This is a genomic window from Lysinibacillus sp. FSL K6-1151, assembly GCF_038630755.1.
Classification (GTDB): Bacteria; Bacillota; Bacilli; order Bacillales_A; family Planococcaceae; genus Lysinibacillus; species Lysinibacillus fusiformis_D.
In genome coordinates this window covers 1,543,481-1,555,976 of sequence record NZ_CP152040.1, presented here as the reverse complement: position 1 = coordinate 1,555,976, position 12,496 = coordinate 1,543,481, and the positions used below count along the sequence as shown (strand labels likewise).

Genomic DNA, 12,496 nt, shown 5'->3' with positions numbered 1-12,496 from the left:
GTATCGTTTTCTTCCGTCCCTGTCTAAAAAGATCAAGGCAGATATTGGTTAATATGGGATCTTGCGCTTTTGAAGGTGCCGTTCACAATGGATACTGCCCTTCAGCTCATACTATAACAGATTCTCCTACTAATCTTCAAATATTATTTTTTTACAATATCATCGTTTAACGACATTGGTAAAATTTATCTTTCATTAGAATTGACAATTAATGCTATACGTCATATACTATCCACATACTATACGTCATATAATATAAAATGAAGTATAGGTACTATATGTGAGGTGGAGAGATGACATTTCAGCTTGGTTCAGCTTTACTTGATGCTTGTGTATTGGCTATCGTCGATAAAGAGGACGCCTATGGCTATTCTTTAACACAGCAAGTACAATCGGTCATGGAGATTTCGGAGTCTACACTGTACCCAGTATTACGCCGCTTACAAAAAGCACATTACTTAACAACATACGATCAGCCCTATCAAGGTAGAAATAGACGCTATTATCAAATTACAGAGCAAGGACGTATACGATTATTAGAGCTATTAAAAGAATGGCAAGTGTATAAGGAAAAGGTTGATTGTGTACTTTTAGGAGGGAATTTAGATGGATAGAGCAAGCTATTTGAAACAGCTACGAGGAAAATTACGTCGGCTTCCTGCGCATGAGTTAGATGCTGCACTTACTTATTATGAAGAATACTTTGCGGAAGCAGGAGAGGAAAATGAGCAACAGGTCATGTCGCAACTTGGCTCCCCTTCTCATGTCGCCTCACAAATATTAGCTGATTTCGCACTAAAGGATTTGGAAACCTCCTCAGCCAAATCAACGAAAAAGAATATGTCAGCCATTTGGCTCATTATTCTAGCCATATTGTCTGCGCCACTTTCACTGCCATTACTGGCAACAGCTATTGCACTTATTTTTTCATTCGGCGCAGTCATCGTCAGCTTGATCCTGGCTATTATCGCGACAGTCATTAGTATTTTTGCTGGTGGCATCGTAGCCCTTATTTCAGGCTTCTTGATTTTAACAGAGCATTGGCCTACTGCACTGCTCTTTATGGGTGCGGGATTGGTTGTAACGGGCTTAGGTGTCCTACTCTTTCCTTTTGTCACACGTTTTATTAAGAAAACGGTTCTTGTTTCTGTTGAAGCATTAGGAAGACTATTCCACAAAATAACGAAAAAACGGAAAGGGGGCTTCTAAATGACATCCAAAAATACCCTTATCGCCATGACAATGATTGCATTAGGTATTTTACTTGCATTGGTTGGTTATTTTTCGGGCGGTCGCTGGCTTATTTTCAAAGATGCCGACGGTCTTCACGTCCCAAGCCATACAAATCTAGTGAGTCAATCACATGAGTTAGATACGTTTATAAGTATTAATATAGTGAATGACTATGGAGATATTGAAATTATTGCGAGAGATAATGACTATAGATTAGAGACACAGGTCTTTGAGCAGCAAGACGTAACCTATCATATAGACAATGGTGTTTTAACGATTGAAACAAAGGCGAAGAAAAGGGATGGTTTTCAATTTGGCTTTAATAACTTTTCTTCTCCCTCTATCAAGCTCTATGTCCCGAAAGATACAAAAGTAGAGTCAGTTGTAATAGACAGTGATTTTGGTGATACAGCTGTTCGTGGATTACATTATGAGGAGCTTCAACTCATGCAAGATTACGGAGATATTACCTTCACTAACACGACTGGTGACAAAACAGAGATTACACAGTCCTTTGGTGATTTGACGCTCCAACAATATGCTAGTAACGGCATTAGCATTGAAAGTGAGCATGGTGACATCACTATAGATGGTACATTAAATGGTCAATCCACCATTTCTTCTAGCTTTGGTGATATGACACTTCACTTACAAAACAAACAAAGTGATTTAGGCTATGACTTAAAAACTAGTTTCGGTGATATTACGATGGATGGTGAAGAACAAAGTGGCAAGGTGACGCAAGTAAATAATGGTGACCATCAACTGCATGTTTCCTTATCACATGGTGATTTAGATGTATCACTGAAGTAAAGCTGAATTCAAGAAGCTGCAAGAAAAATTCCTTGCAGCTTCTTTTCTATAATATTTTGATATCCCCTGCATAAATCGTTCGGATTATCCCATTGTCCTGAGTAAGCTGTAGAACACCATCATCTGTAATTCCACTAGCAATCCCTTCAAAACGTTCACGTAATGTCTTCACCTCTATACGTTGACCAATTGTACAGGATAATTGCTGCCATAGCGTTTTGATACTCGCGAAGCCCTCTTTCACATATAACTCTGTAAATTGTTCTAAATAGTGCAAGATAGATGCCACAAGGGCTGCGCGGTTGATTTCTTCTCCAGCCTCTAATCGTAATGAAGTAGCTATATCTGCTATATCAGGTGAAAAATCAGCTGCTGCTTGGTTCGCATTTATGCCAATCCCAACAAGTAAAGCTTGCACAAGATCAGCCTCTGCCTGCATCTCCGTTAAAATACCTGTACATTTTTTGCCATTAATTAATAAATCGTTGGGCCATTTAATGGCTGGTTCTACATGCTTATATAATGTTTTGATAGCCATTGTAACTGCTACTGCCACCACAAGTGTATAGGAGGATGCCTGTTGGGGGGTAACATCAGGTCGTACAATAATGGTCATCCAAATCCCAGTACCATGTGCAGATTCCCAAGGACGCGCCATACGGCCACGCCCCGCTGTTTGTTCCTCACCAATAATGATCGTACCGTGTGGGGCTCCTTCTTGAGCTAGCTTATGCGCAATCGTTTGTGTAGAATCTACCACATCATAATAATGGATTTCACGTCCAAAATGCGCTGTCTTTAAAAAGAGCTCAATTTGGGTTGGATTCAAGCTATTAGGTACACCCGTCAATACATACCCCTTTTTCTTGATGGTTTCAAATGTATACCCTTCCTCCTGCAATGTCTGCATATGCTTCCAGACAGCCGTCCGAGAGACACCCAAAGAATCTGCTAATTCCTGACCTGAAACTGCTTCACCATCAGCAGCCAGTATTCTTTTTAAAATTTCGTCTTTCATGGAAATTGTCATCTTCACATCAATCCTTTAGTCAACTATGCTATTTTTTATGTAACCTATTTTGTCTTTATCATACTGTAAATCAGTCTAAATGACCACCAAAGATAAAAGCCGTCCCATGTTTCTGAGACGGCTGCTTGTTGTATATTGTGTTAGCCATAAGTCAGCCCCGCTTTCCTAGAAATAGTGCTGCTCTAGCCAGTTTTTAATCTGTTGTCGATCATTTTGGAGTTCATGATGAATAATAGCGCTCAACATGTCCTCCAATGCATCTTTTAGCCATGGTCCACCCTTTTTTCCAGACCATTTTAATAAATCCGCCCCATTCACCACTAAATCTTGCTTTTGCTGAATGGGCAGCATTGCCTGTAATTCTCGAATAGACAGCTGTGGTAGCGCTGCGTCCAATTGGCGAAGCCGTGCAAAATATTGGGCAGCCTCTAACTCTTGTGCTGTGTACATAAAATAATGGGTATTTGTCCATCCCTCTTTTAACGCTTCATATGCGCTCAAAACCGATTTGACAAACGCCATTTCTTTATTAGATAGGCGGTAATCTCTCACTATCTCTCGCCAATCTGTCCCTTGCAGTAAGGCAAAATAAGCCCAGCCCAAGAGCTTGTCCTCTGTATGAAAGCCACGCCAATACTCAGCCTGAAAGTCACCTGGTAAATAGGCAGCCAAACCACTTTCCTCTAATTTTTGAATACCACCAAAAACTGCTTGTCCTACCCATAGCTTATCGAGCTCTGCTTTGATCCGTTCCCTTGCGATAAAAGCAATATCAGATGCTCTAGTTTGAATCGCAGACATTGTATCTGCTGCTATGGCAAAATCAAGCTGTGCTGAAAAGCGTACCGCTCGCAGCATGCGTAAAGCGTCTTCTGAAAAACGTTGTTGTGCATCTCCTACTGCTCGAATCATATGCTTTTCAATATCTTGGTAACCACCGTAATAATCCACATAAGAGCCATCAAGACGCATTGCAATGGCATTCATCGTAAAGTCTCGACGTTGTAAATCTTCTTGCAGTGAACGTACAAATTGTACTTTTTCTGGACGACGGTGATCCGTGTATTCCCCGTCTGTCCGATAGGTAGTCACTTCAACAGGTCCAGCGGGTACGATAACAAGTACCGTCCCATGCTGAATCCCAATATCTACAGTTCGTGGAAATACCGATTTCACTTCTTCAGGCAAGGCATTTGTAGCAACATCTACATCATGAGCTGGGCGATTAAGTAAAGTATCCCTTACAGCGCCACCCACAATAACTGCCTCATAGCCAGCCTGTTCTAGTTGTTCAATGACTGAATAGGCTGCCTGCCATTCTTTATTGTTTTGCATGATTTCTTTCCGCAACCTTCTCATACATTTTTTCATATTGTTCAACAATTTTAGATGAGTGGAATTTGTTATCTACTGCACGGATGGCCGCTTCCCGGAAACGCAATAATAGCTCTTCATCCTGCAGTAAATGGGTCGCATACGCTGCAACTGCATCTGTGTCCCCTAATTCCACAATATAGCCATCTACACCATGTTCAATAACTTCTGGTATACCGCCTACATTTGACCCAATACAAGGTACGCCACAAGCCATTGCTTCTAATAAAACCAGTCCAAACGATTCCTGCTGTGAAAGTAGTAGTTTCATATCGCTAATCGCATATAATTCTGCTAAATTTTCCTGTTTCCCTAAAAATAAAACATCCTTCATATACAGACTTTCCTTTACTTGATCCATGACACGATGCTTTTCTGGACCATCTCCTACCAATAAGAGTTTCGCCTTCATATTAGCCCGAATTTTCATAAAGGCATCTATAATATCCGGAAGATTCTTAATTTTACGGAAGTTTGACACATGAATAAGCACTTTTTCATCTTCTTGAATACCAAATTGCTCTTTTAAATTTCCTGAATTACGAGGATAGTACTCACGCTCATCCACAAAGTTATAAATCGTTTCAATTGGTTTTACTGTATCAATCAATTCATAGGTTTGTTCTTTTAATGCATGTGACACCGTTGTCACAATATCAGATTTATCAATTCCATACTTAATGGCTTGTGACAACGTAGAATCTTGCCCAAGCACCGATATATCTGTGCCATGAAGGGTTGTGACGATGCCAACATCTCGACCACTCATTTCACGTGCTAATACCGCACATACCGCATGTGGGATGGCATAATGCACATGCAACACATCCAACTCTTCATCCTTAATGACGTCTGCCATTTTACTCGCTAATGCAATATCGTATGGAGAATATTGAAACACTGAATAATTATTAACTTCGACTTCATGGAAAAAGACGGTTGGATAAATTTTATTCAATCGAAATGGTACGCTTGAGGTGATGAAATGAATTTCATGTCCTCTTTCTGCAAGCATTTTGCCTAATTCTGTTGCAATGACACCAGAGCCACCAACTGTAGGATAACAGGTAATGCCGATTTTTAGCTTTTTCATTCGATGATCATCCTTTCTAAATCACGTCTTTTATTAGTTACGTCTTTCTTGTATCAGTCTCCAATCCACAAAGCCCTCTTGTAGGCCTTTTAATAATATTTCTGCTGTTCCCATATTTGTTGCCAGTGGCACTTGGTAAACATCACAAAGACGGATAAGTGCAGAAACATCTGGCTCATGTGGTTGTGCTGTTAATGGATCACGGAAAAAAATAACCATGTCCATATCGTTATTGGCAATCATAGCACCAATTTGTTGGTCGCCACCAAGCGGCCCCGAACGAAAACGTGTGACTTCTAAACCAGTAGCTTCAATGACACGTTGTCCCGTTGTTCCAGTAGCATATAGCGTATGTTCAAGTAAAATATCTTTGTAAGCAATAGCAAACTGTACTAAATTGTCTTTTTTACGATCATGTGCAATCAATGCGATTTTCATATAGCTTCCATCCCAATCTTTAGATGATGTTTTCTAAACCATAAACAAGCTGATCCATTTTCATAACCTCTTCTATGCAAAATGCAACGCCTGACATGAAGGAGTTTCGGTTTAATGAATCATGGCGAATCGTCAGTAGCTGCCCATCTCCTCCAAATAATACTTGCTGGTGTGCCACTAAACCAGGTAAACGAACGGAGTGAATGCGCATGCCATCAAAGTCTCCACCTCTTGCACCTTTAATGGTTTCCTGTTCCTCTGGGTGTCCTTGAGTCTTTTGCATACGGGCCTCTTGTATTAGCTGTGCTGTTTTTAACGCTGTCCCAGATGGTGCATCGAGCTTTTGATCATGGTGCATTTCAATAACCTCTACATCTGGTAAGTATTTGGCCGCTTCTTTTGCAAATTTCATCATTAGGATAGCGCCAATCGCAAAGTTTGGTGCAATAATGCAACCCAACTCTTTTTCTTTGGCCATGGCTGATAATTCTTCTAGTTGTGTATCTGTAAATCCTGTTGTACCAATTACAGGTCGTACATTTAAATTCAATGCTTCCTTAGTATGCTTATAGACTGCATGTGGGTTGGTTAAATCTACTAATACATCTGGTGCAGTGACTTCTACAAGGTCATGCATTTCAGTAAATATAGGTACCGTATAGCTTGCTGGAAACATGTCTAAATCAGCTAATGTTTTTCCTACTTCCTTATAATCTAGTACAGCTACTAATTCCATTTTGTCATGTTTCATGACCGTATGTACAGCCTCAGCCCCCATTTTTCCTCTTGCACCCGCAATGGCTACACGAATCGACATCATTCTTCATCCTTTCTAGTCCAACGATCCTTATCTCTAGTTTCAAATTTATGTATGACGCGTAAAAGTGCTTCATCTAGTTTAATACCTTGTGCATTTGCAAAACATACTAGTACAAAGAGAAAATCTCCTAGCTCTTCTTCAATGCTATTTGTGTCCTCTGTGCTTTTTTTCTTTTTTTGGCCATATACATCCTGAACCTCACGTGACAGTTCACCTAATTCTTCTGTTAAACGCGCAAGTAGCTCAAATGGTGGGAAATAGCCTTCTTTAAATTGTCCTATATAATCATCAACACGCTGTTGCAATGCTTGCATTGTTAATTGATCTGTCATTATCATCACGCTCCTATTTACCATCCTATAAAATTTACACCATTGTTGTCAAAACCAATAAAATGTCAGATAATAGATAACATTACTTCATTTGTTTGGAACTACAGGAGGTCAAATGCTAAAACAGATTAAAATTCGTAATATTATCGCAATTATGCTCGGAGCCGCCGTTTTTAGCTTCGGCTTTGTTCACTTCAACATCCAAAATCAGCTGGGTGAAGGTGGGCTAAGTGGGATTACACTCATACTGTACTTTACATTAGGATGGGACCCCGCCTTAATGAACCTATTATTAAATATTCCCATGTTTATCATAGGTTATCGATTGCTTGGAAAGAAATCATTTGTCTATACACTTGTCGGCACTTTATCTGTCTCTCTTTTTCTAAAGATTTTTCAAAAATACCAATTTACCATTCATTTAGAGGATGACATGTTACTTGTGGCACTTTTTGCTGGTGTCTTCGTCGGACTTGGACTTGGTATTGTTTTTCGCTTTGGCGGCACTACAGGTGGAGTCGATATTTTGGCTCGGCTTGGTCATAAATATTTTGGCTGGAGTATGGGGAAAACTATGTTTGTCTTCGATGCCATTGTCATCATCCTTTCGTGGCTAACGTTCTTAGATGCTCGATCGATGATGTATACACTAGTTGCTGTATTTGTAGGTGCTCGTGTTATTGACTTTGTCCAAGAAGGTGCCTACGCTGCACGTGGTGCTCTTATTATATCTGAAAAGTCTGGTGCAATTGCTGAAACGATCGCGCTACGAATGGAGCGAGGGATAACGATCTTAGAAGGTCATGGTCATTTTACCAAACAGCCTAAAGAAGTGATCTATTGTGTCATTGGCCGCAATGAAGTTGTACGATTAAAATCAATTGTGCATGAAGTCGACCCGCACGCCTTTGTTTCCATTATAGAAGTACGAGATGTGGCTGGGGAAGGCTTCACCTTAGACGATCAAAAGCAGCCACTGCATTAAGCATACGAAGATAAAAAACTTGCTATAGTGGTGTACCACTATAACAAGTTTTTTCTTAGTCGTCGCTACGCATATTTGTAAAAATTAACACTAAACGTAATAACTCAAGTACGGCTACTGCTGCCGCCGCTACATATGTTAGCGCTGCTGCACTTAACACTTTTCGTGCCGGACGTTCTTCTTCATTTGTAACAATACCTAATGAATTCATTTGAACTAAGGCACGCTTTGAAGCATCGAATTCCACTGGCAGTGTCACTAATTGGAAAACAACACCTGCTGCTAATAATATGATACCTAACAGCAAGAAATTCGTACTACTTGCAAAAATACCAATCATTACAAAAATCCAAGACATATTAGACGAAATATTTGCTACGGGAACGAGCTTACTACGTAATGTAAGCATAGAATAAGCTTCTTTATGTTGGATGGCGTGACCTACCTCATGGGCAGCAACCGCAGCACCTGCAACACTCGCTTCATAAAAGTTACTTTCTGATAAAGCAACTGTTTTTGTTGCCGGATTATAATGATCAGACAACACACCTTGCGTTGGCACAACTCGTACATCATATAAGCCGTTCGCATCTAAAATCGCACGCGCTACCTCTGCACCAGTCTGCCCCTTCATTGTACGTTGTTTTGCAAACTTCTTATACGTCCCCTTTACCTTCATCTGTGCATAAAGTGGGAGCAGCATAATAATGGCAAAATAAACAATATACATGCTAGTTGACAATTTTCTAACCCCTTTCTACCTCAATACTATAATTCTATAATTTATACCTTAATTCGGCAAATATTTGCGCTGCCTAATTGAGAAAATCGCAAGAAAAATACACGCAATGGATAACCAAAACGTAAAGTAACCAATATAGCTTGTGTATTGAGCTAAATCTCGATACATAGGCATTTGACCAAACACATAGTCAATGACATCATTATGCAATGTCCACACTGCTGCTATAGCTACATGCCAATAAGTGAAGACATACTTCTTCAAATAAAGTATAGCTTGGACTGCCATAGCAAAATGCGATCCAACTAACATCCAGCCCTGCCAGCCAATGGTACCAGTTTCAATCAATGTCCAAATATTCATAACATCTGCCCAAAGACCATACTTCACCAATGTAACGAGAGCGAGCACCTCCATTAGTGGCCAGCTTTTTCCTATAATCCATGCTATCAGCACAAAACAGAAGAATAGGCTAGCTGTCGGGCTATCAGGAACAAAAATATAAAAAATCGGCTTGGTAATAGCCAGCTGCCAACCGTACCAATAATAGCCGTAAATTGTCCCTAATAGATTAATAATGAGCAGTGCTATTAAGAATGATTTATGGGTCAGAAGATACCAAATATTTGCTCTTGTTAGTTGCATGAAGTCAACTCCTTCCGTTCTTAAAAAACATTCGTTATGTATTGTTCTGAAATCCTAGAGCAATCCCTCTACATTTCAATTGTTCCTCACCATCAATATGTGTTAGTTTGTTGATTTAATGCGCTTATTTGTCCCATTAATTTTGCCGCTGATGCTTCACTTTCGATACAACTAATACTTGCTGAATCCAGACAAAATAATATTTTTCGACATTTTTCGCTAAAAATTCTTATACCAGGGAACCTTTTAACTTGGCTCTCAGTCCCAATAGTATAACAAGGTAGAAAAAAAGAGCCAGTTCCCTGACTCTTTTACTATTACTCTGCTTTTAAACTTTCGATGAATTCAGCAAGTTTTTGAAGATCTTCATCTGAACCTGTCCATAATCCTGGTGGCATTTTACCGCTCTCAGTACCGTTATGAGCAATGTCCTTAATTTGATCAGCAGTTAAACCTGTGTTCATTAGAGTAGGCGCTCCAGCTCCACCTTCTAAACCTTCACCGTGACATGTAATACATGCTGAACCAGCGTAAACTTTATAACCTTCTGATTCTTTATCGAACTCAACTGTTTCTACAATCGCACCCATAGCTTTTTGAGCTTCCCAGTCGTGGTTAACAACTGACTCCCAAGTTAGGTAGAACATAGCAGCTAAAGTTAATAACATGAACGCTGTTGGTAATGGACGTTTAGATGGACGACGTTCTGGACCCTTGTCTAAAAATGGCATTAATAATAGCGCTCCAAATGCAAGACCTGGAATTACAATAGCTCCGATTACATTGTATGGACCAGAAGCAAATGAGTATTTTAAAAGTTGATACATAAATAAGAAGTACCAGTCCGGTAGCGGTGTATATGCTCTAGTTGGATCTGCCGGCCCTTCAAGTGGTGACGGGTGAGCGACAGTTAATAATAAGTATCCAATTAAAAATACAGCACCTACCATCCATTCCTTCAGTAAGAAGTTCGGCCAGAAAGCTTCCGTCTTACCTGGATATTCGGAATAATCCTTTGGAACATTCGGCATTCTGTGATTCGCTTTAATACGAGAATCGCCGACAAATTTCATTCCTTTTCCGCGATGCATAGTGTCCCCTCCTTTTAAAGATCATCGAACCGTCAAGACAATTACAACGGTCCTGAAATTCCTTGACGACGAATCATGATAAAGTGCGCTGCAAGTAACCCAAACAATACTGCAGGTAAGAAGAATACATGAATCGCAAAGAATCGAGTTAACGTTTGAGCACCAAGAATCGTAGTGTCACCCGCTAATAATATTTTAATCATCCCACCGATAAACGGTACAGATGCAGCAATTTCGATACCTACTTTAGTAGCGAATAATGCTTTCATATCCCATGGTAATAAGTATCCTGTAAAGCCAAGACCCATCATTACACCAAAAATACCTACACCAACCATCCAGTTTAACTCACGAGGTTTTTTATAAGAACCTGTGAAGAATACACGAAGTGTATGTAAGAACATCATTACGATAACTAATGAAGCTCCCCAGTGGTGCATACCGCGTACGATTTCACCAAATGCTACTTCGTTTTGTAAATAATAAACTGATTTCCAGGCATTCACAACGTCTGGTACATAGTACATTGTTAGGAACATACCAGATAGAATTTGAATTACTGTGATGAAGAATGTTAATCCACCAAAGCAATAAACGAATGCTGAAAAATGATGTGCAGGGTTAACGTGCTCTGGCACTTCGTGGTCGGCAATATCACGCCAAATCGGTGTAATATCTAGGCGTTCATCGACCCAATCATAAATTTTATTTAGCACTGTTGTCGTACCCCCTTACTTATTTAACTAGAGTATTTGCTTTTGCTGGACCAATCATTAAATAGCCATCTTTTTCTTGTACTTCAAATTCATCCAACGGACCTAGAGGCGGTGTACCTGCAACGTTTTTCCCGTTTTTCTCGTAACGACCTGCGTGACATGGGCAGAAGAATTGATCTGGGTGTCCAGAATCTCCACTCCAATCAACCATACATCCTAAATGCTTACAAACAGGTGATAGAGCAATGATTTGATCGCCATTTTTATAAACCCACGCTACGTTTGTAACATTCGATTTGTACCATGCATCCACTTGCTCGAATGAAAAGTCAACTTTGACAGGCTCTTCAGTGAGGTCAGCGATTTTATGCTCTGTTTCTACAAAATCTCCACCATCATGCTTTTGTAACACTGGATCAATTGCAAAGCGAAGCATCGGCATTAACATACCTGCCGCCATAAATCCACCTACACCAGTAAGAGTATAACTTAGAAATTGACGACGTGAAACTCGATTATTACTCATTATTTTCCCCCCTCTAACTTAAAGGTCAGTCCAACGGACATACTTTTACAAATAGTAATACTAGGACATATATATGATATATCAAGTCCATAGCTTGGTCAATATAGCATTCTGTGGAAAGCTGGAGAATGTGAACATTTATTGAAACTAATTGTTAAATCTGTGCCCATTTAGTCGAAAGCATTGGAATCACCTGGCGTAATTGATCTTCTAAAATAGATTTTTTCACACTTGCATCCATGCTCTCTAACGGAATAGCTGGTAACCAAACTATATTGACTTTCTCTTCACTCTTTGTCCAATAGTGGTCACAAGTAATGAAGAACACATGCTTAAATCCAGCATTATGTAATTGTGCTTCTAATTGCTGTGGAAATTCATCGTTTTTTAAATTTGTCATATAAGAAAATGGTGGCATAACTAATAAACGGCCTTTGAACTGTTGCTCTATAAACGAAGTTAAAGACATAACAAAATCTACTTCGGCACCACTCTGTTTCATTTTTTCAGAAGAGAGATCGATGGATACAAGTGGAACAATAGCGGTATCAATGAAATCCTTCTGTGCCAGAAACGATGTCACATCGTTTGCATTAAAATACATTCAACAAACCTCCTTTTATCGCAAAATAAAAATGCCCTTATCCACTCTAAAATA

At 39.7% G+C, this 12,496-nt stretch carries 16 protein-coding genes; 4 read left to right on the top strand and 12 right to left on the bottom strand.

What is annotated here, in order from left to right; genetic code table 11:
• The first annotated feature begins 293 nt into the window (after positions 1–293).
• Genes MHI04_RS07370 through MHI04_RS07360 form a run of 3 tightly spaced genes read left to right on the top strand, consistent with a single transcriptional unit; the run spans position 294 to position 2,046 of the window.
• Positions 294–614 carry a PadR family transcriptional regulator gene (locus tag MHI04_RS07370; protein ID WP_036124518.1) on the top strand — a complete coding sequence of 107 codons (321 nt, stop codon included), beginning with the start codon at positions 294–296 and terminating at the stop codon, positions 612–614.
• Positions 607–1,209 carry a DUF1700 domain-containing protein gene (locus MHI04_RS07365; RefSeq protein WP_036124520.1) on the top strand — a complete coding sequence of 201 codons (603 nt, stop codon included), beginning with the start codon at positions 607–609 and terminating at the stop codon, positions 1,207–1,209. The genes MHI04_RS07370 and MHI04_RS07365 overlap by 8 nt, the downstream gene beginning before the upstream one ends.
• Positions 1,210–2,046 carry a DUF4097 family beta strand repeat-containing protein gene (locus MHI04_RS07360; protein ID WP_058844260.1) on the top strand — a complete coding sequence of 279 codons (837 nt, stop codon included), beginning with the start codon at positions 1,210–1,212 and terminating at the stop codon, positions 2,044–2,046. It begins immediately after the preceding gene.
• A 46-nt stretch (positions 2,047–2,092) separates the two neighbouring features.
• Here the strand turns inward: MHI04_RS07360 and MHI04_RS07355 are convergent, their stop codons facing one another.
• From MHI04_RS07355 to MHI04_RS07330, 6 genes are all read right to left on the bottom strand, one after another.
• Positions 2,093–3,076 (bottom strand): biotin--[acetyl-CoA-carboxylase] ligase, encoded by a 984-nt coding sequence (locus tag MHI04_RS07355; RefSeq protein ID WP_036124524.1) that lies wholly within the window; start codon positions 3,074–3,076, stop codon positions 2,093–2,095.
• A 165-nt stretch (positions 3,077–3,241) separates the two neighbouring features.
• Positions 3,242–4,411 (bottom strand): CCA tRNA nucleotidyltransferase, encoded by a 1,170-nt coding sequence (locus tag MHI04_RS07350; RefSeq protein WP_036124526.1) that lies wholly within the window; start codon positions 4,409–4,411, stop codon positions 3,242–3,244.
• Complete coding sequence (bshA, locus tag MHI04_RS07345; RefSeq protein ID WP_101966333.1) at positions 4,398–5,543, bottom strand: N-acetyl-alpha-D-glucosaminyl L-malate synthase BshA; 1,146 nt, start codon at positions 5,541–5,543, stop codon at positions 4,398–4,400. Before bshA ends, MHI04_RS07350 begins: the two co-directional genes overlap by 14 nt.
• Before the next feature lie 33 nt (positions 5,544–5,576).
• On the bottom strand, positions 5,577–5,981 hold the full coding sequence (gene mgsA / locus MHI04_RS07340) for a methylglyoxal synthase (protein WP_036124530.1): 405 nt from the start codon (positions 5,979–5,981) through the stop codon (positions 5,577–5,579).
• Between the two features lie 19 nt (positions 5,982–6,000).
• Positions 6,001–6,798 carry a 4-hydroxy-tetrahydrodipicolinate reductase gene (gene dapB / locus MHI04_RS07335; RefSeq protein ID WP_036124532.1) on the bottom strand — a complete coding sequence of 266 codons (798 nt, stop codon included), beginning with the start codon at positions 6,796–6,798 and terminating at the stop codon, positions 6,001–6,003.
• Positions 6,798–7,133, bottom strand: coding sequence for a nucleotide pyrophosphohydrolase (locus MHI04_RS07330; protein WP_036124534.1), 336 nt, complete (start codon positions 7,131–7,133; stop codon positions 6,798–6,800). The genes dapB and MHI04_RS07330 overlap by 1 nt, the downstream gene beginning before the upstream one ends.
• Before the next feature lie 115 nt (positions 7,134–7,248).
• Here MHI04_RS07330 and MHI04_RS07325 point away from each other — a divergent pair, with 115 nt between their 5' ends.
• Positions 7,249–8,118, top strand: coding sequence for a YitT family protein (locus MHI04_RS07325; RefSeq protein ID WP_004232676.1), 870 nt, complete (start codon positions 7,249–7,251; stop codon positions 8,116–8,118).
• A gap of 55 nt (positions 8,119–8,173) precedes the next feature.
• On the opposite strand, the gene MHI04_RS07320 is transcribed toward MHI04_RS07325, so the two are convergent.
• From MHI04_RS07320 to MHI04_RS07295, 6 genes are all read right to left on the bottom strand, one after another.
• On the bottom strand, positions 8,174–8,848 hold the full coding sequence (locus tag MHI04_RS07320) for a zinc metallopeptidase (protein ID WP_058844265.1): 675 nt from the start codon (positions 8,846–8,848) through the stop codon (positions 8,174–8,176).
• 60 nt (positions 8,849–8,908) lie between these two features.
• Complete coding sequence (locus tag MHI04_RS07315) at positions 8,909–9,505, bottom strand: DUF1405 domain-containing protein (RefSeq protein WP_058844255.1); 597 nt, start codon at positions 9,503–9,505, stop codon at positions 8,909–8,911.
• Positions 9,506–9,822: 317 nt separating this feature from the next.
• A complete protein-coding gene (locus MHI04_RS07310; RefSeq protein WP_036123182.1) occupies positions 9,823–10,596 on the bottom strand; it encodes a menaquinol-cytochrome c reductase cytochrome b/c subunit in 774 nt (257 codons plus the stop codon).
• A gap of 41 nt (positions 10,597–10,637) precedes the next feature.
• Positions 10,638–11,312: a cytochrome b6 gene (locus MHI04_RS07305; RefSeq protein WP_036123184.1), complete on the bottom strand. Its 675-nt coding sequence runs from the start codon at positions 11,310–11,312 to the stop codon at positions 10,638–10,640.
• A gap of 19 nt (positions 11,313–11,331) precedes the next feature.
• Positions 11,332–11,838, bottom strand: coding sequence for a ubiquinol-cytochrome c reductase iron-sulfur subunit (locus tag MHI04_RS07300; RefSeq protein ID WP_036123187.1), 507 nt, complete (start codon positions 11,836–11,838; stop codon positions 11,332–11,334).
• A gap of 154 nt (positions 11,839–11,992) precedes the next feature.
• A complete protein-coding gene (locus tag MHI04_RS07295; RefSeq protein WP_036123190.1) occupies positions 11,993–12,442 on the bottom strand; it encodes a YpiF family protein in 450 nt (149 codons plus the stop codon).
• Positions 12,443–12,496 lie beyond the last annotated feature (54 nt).

What these genes read in the sequence shown, in the direction of transcription:
- MHI04_RS07310 (WP_036123182.1), bottom strand. Translation starts at nt 10,596, where the DNA reads ATGCATCGCGGAAAAGGAATGAAATTTGTCGGCGATTCTCGTATTAAA.
- MHI04_RS07360 (WP_058844260.1), top strand. Translation starts at nt 1,210, where the DNA reads ATGACATCCAAAAATACCCTTATCGCCATGACAATGATTGCATTAGGT.
- MHI04_RS07370 (WP_036124518.1), top strand. Translation starts at nt 294, where the DNA reads ATGACATTTCAGCTTGGTTCAGCTTTACTTGATGCTTGTGTATTGGCT.
- MHI04_RS07330 (WP_036124534.1), bottom strand. Translation starts at nt 7,133, where the DNA reads ATGACAGATCAATTAACAATGCAAGCATTGCAACAGCGTGTTGATGAT.
- MHI04_RS07315 (WP_058844255.1), bottom strand. Translation starts at nt 9,505, where the DNA reads ATGCAACTAACAAGAGCAAATATTTGGTATCTTCTGACCCATAAATCA.
- MHI04_RS07350 (WP_036124526.1), bottom strand. Translation starts at nt 4,411, where the DNA reads ATGCAAAACAATAAAGAATGGCAGGCAGCCTATTCAGTCATTGAACAA.
- mgsA (WP_036124530.1), bottom strand. Translation starts at nt 5,981, where the DNA reads ATGAAAATCGCATTGATTGCACATGATCGTAAAAAAGACAATTTAGTA.
- MHI04_RS07355 (WP_036124524.1), bottom strand. Translation starts at nt 3,076, where the DNA reads ATGACAATTTCCATGAAAGACGAAATTTTAAAAAGAATACTGGCTGCT.
- bshA (WP_101966333.1), bottom strand. Translation starts at nt 5,543, where the DNA reads ATGAAAAAGCTAAAAATCGGCATTACCTGTTATCCTACAGTTGGTGGC.
- MHI04_RS07295 (WP_036123190.1), bottom strand. Translation starts at nt 12,442, where the DNA reads ATGTATTTTAATGCAAACGATGTGACATCGTTTCTGGCACAGAAGGAT.
- dapB (WP_036124532.1), bottom strand. Translation starts at nt 6,798, where the DNA reads ATGTCGATTCGTGTAGCCATTGCGGGTGCAAGAGGAAAAATGGGGGCT.
- MHI04_RS07300 (WP_036123187.1), bottom strand. Translation starts at nt 11,838, where the DNA reads ATGAGTAATAATCGAGTTTCACGTCGTCAATTTCTAAGTTATACTCTT.
- MHI04_RS07365 (WP_036124520.1), top strand. Translation starts at nt 607, where the DNA reads ATGGATAGAGCAAGCTATTTGAAACAGCTACGAGGAAAATTACGTCGG.
- MHI04_RS07325 (WP_004232676.1), top strand. Translation starts at nt 7,249, where the DNA reads ATGCTAAAACAGATTAAAATTCGTAATATTATCGCAATTATGCTCGGA.
- MHI04_RS07320 (WP_058844265.1), bottom strand. Translation starts at nt 8,848, where the DNA reads ATGTATATTGTTTATTTTGCCATTATTATGCTGCTCCCACTTTATGCA.